This window comes from Shewanella sp. OMA3-2, from assembly GCF_021513195.1.
GTDB lineage: Bacteria > Pseudomonadota > Gammaproteobacteria > Enterobacterales > Shewanellaceae > Shewanella.
Window position 1 is genome coordinate 3,396,724 of record NZ_CP090974.1, and the last position, 16,514, is coordinate 3,413,237.

Consider the following 16,514-nt stretch of genomic DNA (forward strand, 5'->3'; position numbering starts at 1 on the left):
TAGGTGATTACATCGCATACGTGAACCCCATATAGAATTCGCGGCCAAAGTATTGCAAGGTGCCGGTTTTGTTTTCGGTGCCGAAGTAACTTCTGGTCGGCTCGTCAGTTAAGTTGTTCACTTGAAACAACACCCCTAGGCTGTCAGTGACTTGGTACGATGCTTGGTAATCAATCACGGTTTCGCCGTCAAAGTTAACCACTTGCTCGTTAATGGCGACCTGCTCTGAAACAAACTCATCACGGAAACGCGCACTTACGCGGGTTTCAAAACCTTCATAGGAATAGAACAAAGTGGCACTGACCACGTTATTAGACAAACCGGGCAAATCTTGCGCGCTTGTATCGCCACCAAGGTTGGTGATTGATTGCACTTCAGATTCGGTGTAGGAATAACTGGCGTTAAAACCTAATCCAGACCAAGCATCAGGCAGCGAGGCAAACACTTGGGTATAAGCCAGCTCTAAACCTCGAATATACCCGCCCTCAGCATTGTTTACTGCTGTGGTGTAGGTGCCATTGGTGGTGGCAATTTGCTCACCACTGACTTCATCAATAATATATTCAGGTACGTTGAATCCATTACCTTTAAAGTCAAAGTTTTCGATGGCAACAGTATCGATAAATGAATCAATATTCTTATAGAAAATGGCGGCAACAAATGCGCCTTCATCAAAATACTGCTCAAAGGATAAGTCGTATTGATCAGCGTAAAATGGCATTAAAAACGGGTTGTTAGTGCTTGAACCATTAATTTTGCCGTCATCGGACACTGATGCGCTAATATCACCGGCTAAACGATTAATCGGTGGACGTGACATAACTTTTGCTGCGGCAACCCGAATTTGCATGTCGTCTGCCACTTTGAAGTTTAAGTTAAGTGATGGCAGATAATCGGTATAGCTAATACCTTGCACCGTTGGCGCGTAGTTTTGGTTAATAATGCCAATGCTGTCAGCAATATTTTGCGCGCCTAGGTTTACATCACCCTCAACGTTTTGCAGCATGGTGGCTGACTGGTCGGTATCAACCATACGCACACCAAAGTTACCGGTAACAGGAATACCCGCTAATTCAGTATCAATATTGGCCATCACATAGGCCGACAATACTTCTTCATACACCTCGCCGCTTTGCAGCATGGTCCATGAGTAGTTGGTGGTGTAACCTTGCGGGTCAATAACGCCCCCCGCATTACCCCAGGTTTGTACCGGTTGCGGCACACCATTTGGAAACCAGGCATTTAAAGCGGAATCTAAATCAATGGCGAGATAAGACGGGAAGTAACTAAAGTCGCCTTGCCAATCGACCACTGTGGTCATGTCGTCGGTGAGTTTTAACGGCGGCTGAGATTTAGAAAAAGCGCCATCATTACCGTATTCAAATACCGAGCGGTCATTTGAGTAATTACGGTCAGAATAACGTGCGCCAAACTCAACGCTGGTAATCACATCCATTTCTAAGTCGTATTTAAAGTCAACTCGATAAGCTTTTACTTCATCTTCATTGAGAAAAGGATAAATCCCGTACTTGCTGACCATCACGCGGTCAACATCAGAAAAAGCATCAGCTTGATTAAAACCAACATCTGGCAGGTTTAGGCCGTTGAGTAAATAACTGATCGACACGTTTTCATCAAAAATAGGAGTTTCTGCATTGGCATCCTGGGCAACATTGGCCCATAACAAACCGTTGCGGAAATCACTTTTAGCCGATGATAACGACACATCTAGATTGACATTTAATCGGTCAGTGACTTGCCAATCGGCATTAATGCCATAGTTGTTTACTTCATCGAAGTCTTGGTTGTCATCGTTAACAATTTCTACTCGGGTATAGCTTTTTGAGGTGCGGTTGAACGTGCCACCAATAACGCTGTTACCGTCAAGTACAGGGTTCGCCACGCTAGCATTACGGCCACCTAATTTGGCGCGAAAACCGCGGGCAAATGATTCACTGTCAAAACGAGACATAAACGCATCGGCTTTAAGCACAAAGTTATCAACGGGTGCCCACTCAATGGCGCCCATATAACCATTACGGGTTTCAACGCCGCCTAGGTGCTGCATTTCAAAACCTTCACTAATATATTCATAGCTTGGGTTATCAACCGGACCATTGGTGTCGTTTGCTAGGCCGTCTATTTCTTTAGAGTCGTTATAAGCTAAACCAATAAACTGGGTTGCTACGCTGGGCTGATCTAAACGAGCATAACCGACCGCAATACCGACTGTGTCTTCTAAAAACTTGCCTTGATATGAAAAACTTAAGCGGCTACCGTACTCTTCTGCACCAAACACTTCACTGGCGCGATCATTATGCATACCACGGGCGTTGACGACAAAACTATGGTCTTTATCTATACTTAAAGGGCTAATGGTTTGCAGCTCAACCGTACCGGCTACGCCGCCTTCAATGAGTGAGGCTTTAGGGGATTTATAAACCGCAGCAGAGCTAATAAGCTCTGATGGATACTGATCAAACTCAATACTGCGTGAGCCACTAGTAGAGACTTGTTCACGGCCATTAAGTGTCGAAAATACAAAGCCGCCAGACATTCCGCGAATATTAATTTCAGCAGCCTGGCCACCGGTTCTAACCGCTGATATCCCTGGTAAACGCGTTAATGCGTCAGCCATTGATACATCGGGTAAAGCGCCCAAGTCATCCGCTGATAACTGCTCTGATACGGTATCACTAAATCGTTTCGAGTTAAGTGAATCTATCAAGCTACGGCTGTAACCTTTAACCGCTATACGTTCGATCTCTTGATCATTTTCAGTAAGTGTATTGTCAGTAGGCTCATCACTAATCACATCGGCTTTGACTGCTTCTGGTTGCACAATTGGCTTTATATCTGCTGCATTAGCGCCATAAGACATGAACATCACACTCATACCCGCTGCCGCTAACGCCAATGATAAAACACTGGGTTTACTTTTAAGCATTGGTCTTCCCCTTCACCTTTAAGGTTTTATTTTTGTCCAATACTCAGATATACCACCCAAATTATGCAAAATATCGGACACTTATTATCCCGATATACTAGGCTTGCCCCCTTTTGATAACAATACAGTGCATACGTATTCATAACATTTCGGCAACAATTGAGTTTTCAATATCACAGCTAAATGTCTAAATTGTGCACTTTTAGTGTTATAAATTAATGCTTTGTAATTAACTCTCAATAAAACATATACTTTTGTGTTAGACCTCATACGAAAATCATTTGAACCTAACGCCTAAAAGCGTGGATAAAGCATGGACATTAGCTGCCAGTTAGTGTTGAATCAGCACCGCATAACGCATTGTGAATACAATGTGGTCGCTAAAAATAGGAGTATCAGATGGGTTTTAAAGTCACTGTGGATTGGCACTCTTCGCCAGCACAAGAGGGTGAATTTAATCGTGATCACCAAGTCAATTATGGCAGTGGTCAAATGGTTCAAGCGTCGTCAGCGCCAGAATATAAAGGCAATGCCGATAAAGTGAATCCAGAGGAAAGCTTATTGGCGGCGTTGTCTTCTTGCCATATGCTCACTTTTCTGGCTATTGCGCACCTTAAACGTTTACCCGTTAGTACCTATAGCGATAATGCTATTGCAGATTTAGGCAAAAATGATACGGGTAAAATTGCTGTGGTAAAAATGACCTTAAACCCTGAAGTGGTATTTGCAGAAGGTGTTGAAGTTAGCGAAGAAACCATCTCCAAAATTCATGAAAAAGCCCACGCTAATTGCTTTATCGCTAACTCTTTAGCCTGTGAAGTTGAAATTAAGCACTAAATTGTGTGTGGAAAATTGAAAAAGCCGCTATTTAGCGTAATGCCGATCAGTTAAGAACTGAAGTGATAAAAAATATACCGATCTATTGACCGATCCTTTTAGTCTGCCAAAATCCGATAATCTTTATTATCGGATTTTTTTATGGAACTTTCAGAAGCACTTGCTCGCACTTCAATTAACCGACTTACCGAATTTTCATCTCTTGCTGATGTCCTTGAACCCGATATTATTCAATCTTGTCTAGACTCCAATGGTGTTGCCACATTAAGACGTCGAAAACTACCCATGGACGCTATGGTTTGGGCTGTTATTGGAATGTCTTTATTTCGCACTGAATCCGTTCGTCAATTGATTAACAAGCTTGATATTGTGCTGCCACAAGAGGTTGATTATGTGGCGAGAAGTGCTGTCACACAGGCCAGAAAAAAGCTTGGCAGTGATGTGGTTCGCGATATATTTCATCGCTCAGCGGCCACATGGCATCAACGTGCTGAACATCCTCATTGGTGCGGTTTGAACCTCTTTGGCGTTGATGGCGTAGTCTGGAGAACGCCTGAAACGAAAGAGAATAGTGCAGCTTTTGCGCGCACAGCAAACAAATCAAGTGAGTCTGGTTACCCTCAAGTGCGCATGGTTTGTATGATGGAACTGAGTAGTCATTTACTGGTTGATAGCGTCTTTGACAGTGTGGCTGAAAATGAAATGAACTTAGCGGCTAAGCTTATCAAAAGTGTACCCGACAACAGCTTAACCTTGTTTGATAAAGGCTTTTACTCGCTAGGCTTATTACACGATTGGCAGGCTAAAGGCGTCAACACCCATTGGTTATTACCGTTAAAAAAAGGCACTCAATATGAAACAATCCGCAGTTTAGGTAAGCACGATAAGCTTGTCAGGTTAAGTACAACGCCTCAATCGAGAAAGAAACGCCCTGAATTACCATTAACAATAGAAGCCAGATTAACCACTCGTCAGATAAAAGGTAAACAGGTCAACATTCTGAGTTCAATGCTTGATGTTATGGCCTATCCGGGTGCAGAAATAGTTGATTTATATACACATCGCTGGGAGATAGAGCTGGGTTATCGAGAAATGAAACAATATATGTTAGAAAGTCGATTTACGCTGAGAAGCAATCTTCCAGAGTTAATAAATCAAGAGCTATGGGGACTATTATTAGCTTATAATTTAATACGTTATAAAATGATTTTAATGGCGAAATCGCTTAAAAATGTATTTCCAAATCAGCTGAGTTTTCGAGATGCTTCATCTCATATTATCAATCAACTCACTAATATGCCGTTATATGCACCAGGAAATGTTCCGAGGTTTATTTTAGATATAGAGAGAAATGCCAAGCAGTTTAAGTTGGAAGGAAAACGAGAAAGAAGTTATCCAAGGTGCTTAAAAGTCAGTAAAAATGGCTACCCAGTCGCAAAAATAAAAAATGCCGCTCACCTTAAGTGAACGGCATTAGCTATTTAGCGGCTTTTTTTATCCGTTTTGCACAGCAGATGACTCAAGTCTTTGCATGAAATCGTCGCTAGAATCGGTTTTCCAATACTTGTAGCCTCGAACCGCGGCCTGAGCGGCTGCAGCCATAAAATTCACTTGGTAGGTTTTCACGCCATCAATATCAACCGACTGATTAGCAAACGCTTGAACGACGTGTTCTGGCTAATAAAGATATGATGACTTTATTTATCAATCACTTTGTTAATGAGGATAGTCAATAACCTCAGCGGTGATAATGAATACATATCAAGGATTAACACATTTTTGCCCCAAGGTTTGCGTGAAAATATGCAGCTTCGCTCATAGCAAAAAATATACGTGAAGTTTATCGATGTAGGTTCAGCATCGCATTAACTCATCGACACGCAGCATTCTTTCGAAATAGAAAAGTCCTTGTAGCTCAGCCGCCCCATCCCTGGGTCGGATGCTCGGTTCGCAAACGACTATAATGAACCGTTCGAGCATTTTCTTAACCTGCTAGTTTTAAAGATTGAGTAGAATAAGATTATTTTTAAAACACTGACTTGGTTTTGCCCCAAAGTTTGATTAGATGTATGGCCTAGGGCCACTATGAGAATGGTGCTTCGCTCATAGCAAAGCATGTATAGTGAAGTTTATCTATGTAGGTTCAGCATGGCATTTACTCACCGACACGCAGCATTCTTTCGAAATAAAAAAGTCCTTGTAGCTCAACCGACCCATCCCTGGGTCGAATGGTCGGTTCGCAAACTACCATAATGAACCTTTTCAGTATTTTCTTAATCTGCTAGTTTTAAAGATTGAGTAGAATAAGATTATTTTTAACACTGACTTGGTTTTGCCCCTTTGCTTGTTAGAGCAAAAACTCACTTGCATCCTGTTTATTCCACTTTGACCTATTAAAAGTTATCCGAATACCAGTACGAATAGTTAAACGAAGAGTTGATTCATTGACCACTACAAATCCCCTTTCATTCAATGTGCATGAGTCAACCTAGGTTTTCTTATGAGTTTTGTAATGTACCTCCAATGAAGCCATGATAATGGCGCAACGTTGGAAAGACGTAAACCGCTCAATGACCTAGTGCGTACCGTCTATCAGGAACAAGGCAAGCTGGGCACGGAAAACATCCTGACCGAGTGCGTGGTATCCAATCAGAGCCTGTATTTTGCGTTCTCCAAGGGTGAGCTGGTACGCCTTACCAAGAACGAATAAGCGGGATTTTACTAACTGCCAGCAAAGCACTATTACTCAAGTGCTGCAACAGGGGGAGGATATTCGTTTTACCGTCAAGCTCGATAACGGCCGTACGGTGAGCTTTCAGCAGTCCGATTACTGTGACGAGCAAGGCAGGCTGCAATTAGTCCAAGCCTATGCCAGCACAGTCTACAGTGCTCAAGGCGCTACCGTCGATGGCGACACCTTTGTGCTGTACACCACAGCCATGGACAGAGCGGCATCCTATGTGGCCGGAAGTCGCCATAAAGATAATTGTCACTGGTTCATCAATGGCCAAGAGCTGGATGCCCAAAGCGGTCAGGCCGACAAAGGCCAGATGCCAGACACAGAAACGCAGCTGAAAACCTTAGCCCGCTGCATGAGCGTCAATAAACACAAGGCCATGGCCAGTGAGTACCTTGCAGAGCAGAAGGTCGGACAAGAGACTGAGCAAGCAGCCGAAAAGCAGGTCAAAAAGACAAACGATAACGAATTGGCAGCCTAGGCCAGAGACAACAAAGCCCGCAGTGCGGGCTTTGTAATCACGTTAACTGACCGACTAAATATTGTTAATTATGGGTGTCTCGTTTAAATTTCTGATCAATTCTTAAATTCGCAAGAGGTAGTCAGGCAAGTCAAAGCCAAATATGGTGCAGCTATCAAGATAGATCTACTGATAAAGAACAATGATGGTAGCACTCGTATCTATCATGACAACATCACGGCTGTTGAACATCATATTAAGAAAGAATACTCTCGCGCAGAATTAATAAGACTGTTAAACTTGCCATCTGAGCCTGTTTTTTAGGCTGTTTTATGTGAGAAGCCTATGTCGACCAATGCAGCTAAAAATAACGTTACCACGTCCAAGCTTTCAGCCTTTGTCATGAGCGCAAGTTCAGCAGAGAAAAAGCGTGTGTATACTCAAGTTATCAAGAAAGCGACTGAATCACAGAATAAGATGATTATTGAAGCCAAGTCCATGGCAGTGTAATTCATTGGTTCTGAGAAAAAGCCCCGTTAGGGGCTTTTTCATTTATCCTATTTTTTGTAAAATCCTCAACACGCCTCAAACTTCATTCCCCCTCTCGTACCGCTGGGTATACAAAACAGGACGTTTAAGTTAATCCCACATGGATGCTGATTTTAAAACTAAGAGCCGGCGTCTCGCTGGATCATTTGCACTTGAAGTCTATCTAACACCAATGAAAATTTAATTGAGTTTAGGTTAAATAAAAAAGCCCCATCACTGATGAGGCTGTAATTGATTAAATCGACATTATCTGACCATGTAAAATCAGCTGATTAATTCGTTTTAATATCATCCGCCTTACCTGTTTTAGGTAATGGGAGCACTTTTAACGGTTGATAAGGACTTTGTATTAGCTGCTCTTTTAAATAGCTGATGGCTTTTTCTAATTGCGCATCTTCACCTTGATAGGTGGCATGGGGTAAGTTGCTCACTTCAATATCAGGTTCCACACCATGGGCTTCAACTACCCAGCGACCGTCCATTGCATATTGTGGATACTCAGCAACCCTTGCCATACCATTGTCAGCAACACTGTTACGACCCGATAACCACACACCTGCACCTGCTGTTTGCTTACCAATTAATGGCGCGATACCTAGGGCTTTAATTCCCGCAGAGAAGGTTTCACCATCTGAGTAAGTCATTTGATCAGCCAGTACCACCAGTTTGCCGCGGAAGGTTTGCTGCATATTAGTATTGGCACTGCCATGGGTTGGCTTCCAGAATGCCCATGCTTTACGTAATAGCTTTTCAATAATCCAACTATCAATATTACCACCTCTATTGCGGCGAACATCGATAATTAAGCCAGGTTTATCGTAGTTGGTATAAAACTCACGGGCAAAACTTTCGATGTCACCCGAGCCCATAGCGTACAAATGCAAATAGCCAAACTCCCCTTTTGATGCTTGAGTGACTTTAGCTTGATTATGTTGCACCCAATCTAAATAACGCAATGTAGCATCAGTGTTGGTGTCGGTTGGTAACACCACGGTTTTGTGTTGATTTCTGCCACGCTCTAAAGTTAATAACACTTGTTTGTTGGCTTGGTTACGCAATAGCTGTGCAACATCCCCTAAATTAGCCACGGGTTTACCATTAATAGCTTTAATAATGTCGCCGACTTGAGCATCAACTTCGATACGGGCTAATGGTGAAGCCTGGCTAGGTAACTCAGGATCGTTTTGATAAATATGCGCTATTTCAATACCTTTAGTCGTCAGGTTTAAACGCGCACCCAGTGAGGCTGATTTAGCCGCATCTGCGTCCTGCGCCATATCGCCACCGCGAACTTGCGAGTGCAGCGAATTTAGCTCGCCCATCATTTGCTCAAATATATCGTTCAGTTCATTACGTTCAGTGACCCTTTGCAACAAAGGCAGATACTTGGCTTTAGTTGCTTGCCAATCGAGTCCACGCATTTGAGTATCAAAAAATTGATCTCGGTGCATTAACCACGCATCTTCAAATATTTGCTGCCATTCTTGCATAGGTGAAATGCGCAGTTGCCATTGATCGGTTTTCACCTTCGCCTGACTCACATCAGTGGGTAGCTTCTCGCCTGCGTCGACAATCAATAACTCTTTAGGATTGGCTTGCTTGCGCAGTAATAAAGTGGATTGATCATCTGCTAGGGTAAACTCGGCTACATCGTCGGCAAATACTTTGGCTTTTGGGGCCACATTATCGAACTTAATCCACTTTAAGGCGCTTTTATCGTTCACACTATCAATAACATACAAACCTGATTTTGATTGCTGTAAATGACTGTAATTACCTGACTCTACAGGTACTTGCCATAATCGCTGCGCCAGTCCTTGCCATTCAAGCTTAATATCCGCTTTTTCAACTTTATCTTCAGCATCTTTATCATTTTGTATTGATAGCTCGGTGGTTTTAGCGAACGGGAATAGTGCTTTTTTGTTTAATGCGAGGGCAAACACTTGAGTGCGTTTATCAAATACCAGGCCCATATTTCTGTCGCCCCAGGGCGAACTTGGGGTAGCATGGAAATCACGGTTTGATAGAAAATACAACCAGTTGCCATCTAAGCTAAAGCTTGGCGAGAATGACTCATACTTATCTGATGTCAATGTTTGCGCTTTAGATTCATTAACCGAATACAACACAATTTGCGGGCGTTGTTTGCCAATTTCGGCTTTAGTTAATGCGATGTATTCACTGTCTGGTGACCAGATAATATCTTGATATGGCCCTAGACCTTCGCCATTAACGGCAATTTTACTATTTTTATTGTTGGTTAAATCTAATAACCACACATTGCCCATATAATCGTCATGGGCCAAGTATCGACCACTTGGTGATAGCGTTAAACTGGTACGTAGCGTGTTGCCATCTTTAGTTAACTGTTTTGCACCTTCGCTACCATCGGCTGGAAATTGCCATATTTCTTGTTCGCCAGAGGCGTCACTGATGCCGTACACCCATTTACCATTTTTACTCAGTAATGCATCACGTACCCTGCTATCGGGGGCTGACGCTATTTGCACTAAGCGACGATCATCTTTATTAGCAATAGCAACATGGCTGCGCGCCGTAATCACCACTTGATCGCCTTTAGGGCTTAAGCGAGTTGAAGTAGCGAAATCCATTGGGTCGTTGACCCAGTGCTCACGTCGATGGGGAAAGTCACTGCTTAATTCAACCTCCACAACGGAGTCTTTATTAGTGGCGAGATCAAATAGTTTGATATCAGCACCCTGCTGAAATACCACTTTACCCTGATGCAACTTAGCGTCTCTGACTTGCCAATCACTATATTGGCTATGCTGCTTAATGTCGTCTCCGGTTAATGCCATAGACCAAATATTGTCATTACCCGATGCATCACTAATAAAATACACTCTGTCCTGCCACAACATAGGTTGACGTACAGACCCTTCATGCTGAGTGGTTAATTGCTGGGCTTCTTTATCCTGACCTAAACGGTAACGCCAAATTTCACCTTTAGCACCGCCACGATACACTTTGGCGTTATCGCCACTGGCTTGCAGGCCAAATTGGGTAAAATAAACATATTCGCCTTTAGCATCTATCACCCCTTCTATGGCATCGGCAAGGGGTAAGTCAGTCACAGCTAACGTATTAGGATTAATGGTTTTTAATACCCAATAGTTTGCTGGACCAAAGGCGTTGTCAGTGGAATACAGAATGTCACCTGTGGCTGTCCAACCTTGTAATCTTATCCGCGAGTTTTCGAAACTGACTCGTTTAGCCACTCCGCCCGCCATAGGCATAACATACACTTCAGTGGCGCCTTCATAGTTGGCGCTAAATGCAATCCATTTACCGTCTTGGGAAATACTGGCATCGGTTTCTTCCGCTGCCTGAGTGGTTAACCGACTGGCAACTTGGCTATTAAGCTGGGTTTTCCATAAATCCCCTTCAGCGGTAAAGACTAAGGTGTTGTCATGTAGTGCGGGGGCGCGATAATAACCATTACTGGCCTGCACCATAGATGAGAATGCACTGACACAACCTAAGGCAATCATGCAGCTTAATACTGAGCGACGAAGTTTCATTAAGGGTTTATTCCATATTATTTTTGTTGGCGGTTAAGTTACCAGAATGTGGCTTTTTTTAAAGTCTAAAAATGTAACCAATGGCAACTGGCAGATGAGCAGCTAGATTGTTTTTGCAGGCTTAATAAATAGAGGTGTTTGATTGGCTGTATTTGGTATTTAAAAGTCGCTTAATTAAGGCGATTTAGTGTTAGGCGCCAATCGAAAGTATTCGACTAACGCCAGTAGGGTGTTTCAAGTATCACTTCACGGTTAATTGTTGCTTAATTTTGTGGTAAGCATCATGTAAAGGATGCGAAGGGTTATTAAGCTCTGGAAACCGCTGCTCCATCGTTAACATATAGCCCTCTGCTTGGATCAATTTATCTAATTTAACTAACTCAGTTAACCTTAACATCGCTTTATCTGCTGTATCTAAGCTAATAATGTCAGTACCTTTGGAATACTGCTCCCTAGCGACTGAGCTTAGCTCACTGCGGGCTGATGGTTTAAGTGTCGATATTATTTTTTGTTGACCGCTTTGCTCAATTTTTTCGGCCATTTTAGCGGTTTCATTCGCTGGTTCAGCTTGCAGTGATGACTCTGTTTGTAATGAACCTGCTTGCAACGACCTTGTTTGAGATGTGTCTTTGCCGTTAACCATAGCATCTGCGTTATTGGTAGCGGCTCTGTCTTGCGCTAATGAAGGCGAGTTAGATGCCGACATGGGCGCAGACTTAAGTGCGGCCATGGGGGATATGCCATTAGCCTGGTTATCTGCCACTGGCATATCCAATGATAACGACTCAAGCGCTGGTGACTCAAACTTGGACGAATTAATCTCTGATAAATTAACGTGCTGCTCCATTGGCATCATCATAAATAATCCTGCCACCAGCACAACAGATGCAGCACTCGACAATTGCCAGCGATATTGTCGCCAATCTTTCATACGGACAACATTAGTGTCATCTTGGTTTTGAGCCGCGGGTTCTAATACCGCAGACTGGCTTATGCTTAATTCAGCTTGGGCTTGGGCTAAAATCGCTTCATCTAATTGTGCAGACGGCTGCGGTTTAGGGCCTTGATGATATAGTTTAGTTATTTCATCTTGTAGGGCTAAAAATGTTTCATCATGCTGTTGAGTCATCTTTATACCGCCTGTAGTTTTTGAGTAACGCAAGATTTAATACTTTGATAAGCGTAGCGAATACGACTTTTAGTCGCTTCCACTGTCACCTGTGCAATATCGCTAATAACCGATGCGGTAAGTCCTAATTCAACATTGAGCAAAAATGCTTCTTTTTGTACCGCTGGTAACAAATCAATACAGGTTTGCAATAATCTCGCTTGCTGTTGTTGCTGTAATTGGCTATCTGGCTCTACCTGTGGTGCAGCGCTAAAGCTGTCCATAGTTTGATCTTCTGCCAACTCTTGTGTGTCATCCAAAGGCTTTACCGCTCGTACATGATCAATAATTAAGTTATGGGCAATTTTATAGAGCCAGGTGGTAAATTTAGCGCTGACCTGATAATTTACCGCCGCTTTAATTACCTTACCCCAAACCTCTTGATATAAATCTTCCGCCAAGGCGTTATCGTGTAGCTGACGCACAAAATAACGGTATAGCGGTCCTTTATGTTTAGTATAAAGCACCTCAAATGCTTTTATATCGCCCGCTTGATAAGCTAACATCAAGTGTTCATCGCTTTGCGCATTGACAAGGCTTACATCTAACTCAAGGGTTTCACTCTGATTTGGTGTCATGCACGCTCTCTTTAAAATCCGTTTGTTTATCCCAAGACTGGAGGTTAACAGCTGCCAGCCTAGAGATATTAGTGTTAATTGGCTTGGGTCGACTTTGGCTCTAAGCGCTTTTTACAGGAGCAATTTCTACAATGCCCCATCAACTGAATCACTTTCTACTGGTTCACTCTAGGCAGAATCACTGAGTCCCGAATAGTTGGACTCTTGATGATCAGGCGCAGAATAAAGCCTCGAAGAATACTCTGCTGACGATTACTTGTCGTAAAAGCCCTCTTGTTGCTCCACACCCTGTTCAACTAATAATTTAGCGGTACGCATTAATTGAACAAACTCATGTCGATAGCCAAAATTATCTTCGCCTAGTCCCGTTTTAGCGAGTGCTATCAACTTAGCATAATCCGTATTATGCACATAATGATTATGATTAAGTAGTTGCCCAAAGCCCGCTACTGCAGCGGCAAACCTAAAATCATCACTGGCTTGTTGAATATCTTTAACTTCGATATCGGCATAAATAGGCTGACTGATTAACTGACTGTCATTTACCGCGAGTTTCCCCCCTGAAAAAGGTTTATAACGCAGCTTTAAAAATGCAATTTCATTACGGGTAAATGGCTTAGGCACCTCCCCTGAACTCGGCTCACGCTTTTGTTTATAGCGTAATGGCTCATGCATCAAACTATCACTGTCGTGATAGCGTAGCTCGTAAATAGCAGTCACGTTATGGCCTGCGCCAATTTCGCCAGCATCGACTTTATCGTTATTAAAATCTTCGCGTTGTAATTGACGATTCTCATAGCCGATTAAACGGTATTCAGACACGATGGCGGGATTAAACTCGACTTGAATTTTAACATCAGACGCTATGATATCGAGGGTTTGTGATAATTGATCATGTAGCACTTTTCGCGCTTCATTGAGGTTATCGATATAGGCGTACTGACCATTGGCTTGATTGGCAAGCTGCTCTAATAAAACATCATTAAATTGGGCCGACTGCGAGCCTAAACCAAACCCTAATGTGGTCAAGCCGATCCCCTTTTCTCGCTGTTGAGAAACATAGTTTATTAATTCTGCTTGGCTAGTCATGCCAAGATTAAAGTCACCATCGGTAGCCAGTAACACCTGATTAATACCTTGATCAATAAAATGCTGATGAGCCAAATCATAGGCTAATGCCAACCCTTTCCCCCCATTGGTGCCACCGCTGGCTTGAAGATCATTTAACGCCTGCTGTATTTGCTTGGTATTATTTCCCTTGGCGCCATCCAGCACTTTATGAACGCCATTGGCATACACCACAATCGATACTCTGTCTTGTGACGTTAATGATTGCGTTAACATAATTAATGCTTGTTGTAATAAAGGTAACTTATCTGCTGCAGACATTGAGCCTGAAACATCGATTAGAAATACTAAGTTTTTAGCTTTAATTTGATCTGCAGTTAACTTAAACCCTTGAATACCGATGCGTAAAAGCTTTGCATCTTGATTATACGGCGAGGGGGCGAGTTCTGTATTAATACTAAAAGGCACCTCATTTATGTTTGGTATAGGGTAGTCATAATCAAAGTAATTCAGTAACTCTTCCACCCGAACACTGTTTTTAAGCGGTAATATTGCGCGGTTTATTTGTTGTCTCATGGTGGTATAACTTGCTGTATCAACATCAATTGAAAATGTCGATACCGGTGTTTCTGCCGTGACCATATTGCCATTTTGCGCATAGGCAGCAAAATTATCTATTGCCCCAGTACGGTTTGCAGTTGATCCGATAGGATATTGTTCAGAAGCGGTTTGATGAGTACGTATTGTTGATTTAACCCATGCCGATTTAGTCTGATGTGCAGACGCATCAGCGCTAGCATGGGCTAACGAGTAGGACGCGGCTTCATCTCCGGCTAACGGCGCTATCACTTGCTCCGGGGCTATTATTGGTTCAGGGGCAGCTATTGGCTCTGGAATTATTCTGGTAGCAGGTTCTAACTCAACTTTTTGCTGACATCCCATAAACCCAATAGCGCTAAGCAGTAATATGCCTATAGACCTCTTTGCGCCTAAAATAATCTGCTGTGATGTTTGATTAGGTGATAGCTGGTTTTGTGGCTGTTTATTTTTCAAAAGCCATAATGGAGTAAAATTCGTCATGATAAAACCCTTATTGATATACGCTTATGGTTACTAACGTATTCGAATCTAAAAAGGGTTTATTTAAAAATAAGGCTCTATGACTCAAGCCACTATTGATTGGATTCATATCACTAAAATAATTATAGCTGCGAGAACTTGTCAAAACCGAGTTGAACGAGTGCCTGCTGAACATAATCAAAGCGTTGACTATATTCTTCGATAAAAACCTGCTTAAGCTTGGAGTCGCCATAACCCTATTTATTGCTTACCCACTAGGGTCTGTTGATCTTTCAAGGTTGTTTTTGCTCAAATGATATAGCCATAGTGAGCTTGCATAGCCGTTAATCAGGAGGTGAAGTATTGCAGGAAATGCTCAATATCGATAATACTAACTTTCAGGGTAGAACAGCTTGCTAGTCACTATAATGTTTAAACAGGCGCAAAGTTTAAATGATGGAATAGCTCCCAGCATACTCTTGCTAAACGGTTGCAAATTGAGAACCCTTTACAGCTGTGTTAATACTTTATTTTTTAATAATTCAGGTTGGGAAAAAATATTGATAAGTTCAGACGTTAATAATGATTTGTCATCTATAGATGAAAACTCATTATGAATAGATATTAGCTCTTTTTGAAAATACTCATTTCTCATCGCCTGATCAATGGCATCAACGAGTTGTCTACCATATGCCGTTTTAGAGCACACGATATATCCAGGCGAGGGTTTATCAACGCCTTTTATAGGGATACTTTTAAAATCAAAATTAATTTTATTTTCAATAACATAAGTATTGACCGAATCAGCATACTCGATAAAGCCATCAATTCGGTTAAGCGCTAACATGTCCACTAGTTTGCCAACAGAGTTTGCCCCATCACGAAAAAATAATAACTCTTGTTTTGCAGAAATCAGTGTATCGAGCATTTTGCCATAGGAGCGACTTTTAGCCACCGCATAACGCATATAATGCTGCTGTTCAATGGTCGATAAATCAAAACCAGTTGAATATTGACTAGCATCTGCGGCACGAACTATCAGTCTTAATGGCGGATATAAGGTAATCGGATATTGACTATAATAACCAATCTGTTCCCGTGCCTCGGTTTTGACTTTGTTATACATGCAGGCATTGTCAATTTTAGTTATCTCTAACCACCCACGAGGCATACTCATTTGTTGGAAAGAGAATCCAATATTTTGTAGGCTGTTTTTTTTCAATAAGGCCAGCACAGCCATCGGCTTCATTTGTGTCACATCGATAGCATTCTCAGAGAACTCACCTAGCATTACAGCGTTTAGTTCAGTTCCATAAGTCATCGGAGCTGATAAAATCAGCCCTAATAAACCTGCTAGCTTATATGATGCTGGGTTGCTGGATGAGTATCTAATGCTCAATTCTGCACTCCCTATTAATAATTAAAATTAGTTAAGTTATAGTTTAGCGGGTGATGATGATAATTGCTTTTTATGTTGTTTTATAAAGGTTGCGTTAAGTGCAATAAGTCAGCATTTATAACACAGTATACTAAGCGTACTAGTCACAATATACTACCTTTGGCCCAACA

General features: G+C 42.2%; 11 protein-coding genes. 5 read left to right on the forward strand and 6 right to left on the reverse strand.

Going from position 1 to position 16,514, the window contains the following annotated elements; genetic code table 11:
* Window positions 1-7: 7 nt before the first annotated feature.
* On the reverse strand, window positions 8-2,947 hold the full coding sequence (locus L0B17_RS14980) for a TonB-dependent receptor (protein ID WP_235085891.1): 2,940 nt from the start codon (window positions 2,945-2,947) through the stop codon (window positions 8-10).
* Window positions 2,948-3,346: 399 nt separating this feature from the next.
* Between L0B17_RS14980 and L0B17_RS14985 the strand changes: the two genes are divergently transcribed.
* The 5 genes from L0B17_RS14985 to L0B17_RS15005 all read left to right on the forward strand — a co-directional run bounded on the left by L0B17_RS14985 (window position 3,347) and on the right by L0B17_RS15005 (window position 7,491).
* Window positions 3,347-3,784, forward strand: a complete 438-nt coding sequence (locus tag L0B17_RS14985) for an OsmC family protein (RefSeq protein WP_235085893.1) — start codon at window positions 3,347-3,349, stop codon at window positions 3,782-3,784.
* A gap of 141 nt (window positions 3,785-3,925) precedes the next feature.
* Window positions 3,926-5,251 (forward strand): IS4 family transposase, encoded by a 1,326-nt coding sequence (locus L0B17_RS14990; RefSeq protein ID WP_235085703.1) that lies wholly within the window; start codon window positions 3,926-3,928, stop codon window positions 5,249-5,251.
* A 1,081-nt stretch (window positions 5,252-6,332) separates the two neighbouring features.
* Window positions 6,333-6,494, forward strand: coding sequence for a hypothetical protein (locus L0B17_RS14995; RefSeq protein ID WP_235085894.1), 162 nt, complete (start codon window positions 6,333-6,335; stop codon window positions 6,492-6,494).
* Window positions 6,463-7,002 carry a hypothetical protein gene (locus L0B17_RS15000; RefSeq protein WP_235085896.1) on the forward strand — a complete coding sequence of 180 codons (540 nt, stop codon included), beginning with the start codon at window positions 6,463-6,465 and terminating at the stop codon, window positions 7,000-7,002. The genes L0B17_RS14995 and L0B17_RS15000 overlap by 32 nt, the downstream gene beginning before the upstream one ends.
* A gap of 324 nt (window positions 7,003-7,326) precedes the next feature.
* On the forward strand, window positions 7,327-7,491 hold the full coding sequence (locus L0B17_RS15005) for a hypothetical protein (RefSeq protein ID WP_235085898.1): 165 nt from the start codon (window positions 7,327-7,329) through the stop codon (window positions 7,489-7,491).
* A 311-nt stretch (window positions 7,492-7,802) separates the two neighbouring features.
* On the opposite strand, the gene L0B17_RS15010 is transcribed toward L0B17_RS15005, so the two are convergent.
* From L0B17_RS15010 to L0B17_RS15030, 5 genes are all read right to left on the reverse strand, one after another.
* Window positions 7,803-11,072, reverse strand: a complete 3,270-nt coding sequence (locus L0B17_RS15010) for a S41 family peptidase (RefSeq protein WP_235085900.1) — start codon at window positions 11,070-11,072, stop codon at window positions 7,803-7,805.
* Window positions 11,073-11,313: 241 nt separating this feature from the next.
* A complete protein-coding gene (locus tag L0B17_RS15015; RefSeq protein WP_235085901.1) occupies window positions 11,314-12,201 on the reverse strand; it encodes a hypothetical protein in 888 nt (295 codons plus the stop codon).
* Window positions 12,202-12,203: 2 nt separating this feature from the next.
* Window positions 12,204-12,818 carry a sigma-70 family RNA polymerase sigma factor gene (locus tag L0B17_RS15020; RefSeq protein ID WP_235085903.1) on the reverse strand — a complete coding sequence of 205 codons (615 nt, stop codon included), beginning with the start codon at window positions 12,816-12,818 and terminating at the stop codon, window positions 12,204-12,206.
* A 252-nt stretch (window positions 12,819-13,070) separates the two neighbouring features.
* Window positions 13,071-14,966, reverse strand: coding sequence for a vWA domain-containing protein (locus tag L0B17_RS15025; RefSeq protein WP_235085904.1), 1,896 nt, complete (start codon window positions 14,964-14,966; stop codon window positions 13,071-13,073).
* 487 nt (window positions 14,967-15,453) lie between these two features.
* Complete coding sequence (locus L0B17_RS15030) at window positions 15,454-16,344, reverse strand: hypothetical protein (protein ID WP_235085906.1); 891 nt, start codon at window positions 16,342-16,344, stop codon at window positions 15,454-15,456.
* Window positions 16,345-16,514 lie beyond the last annotated feature (170 nt).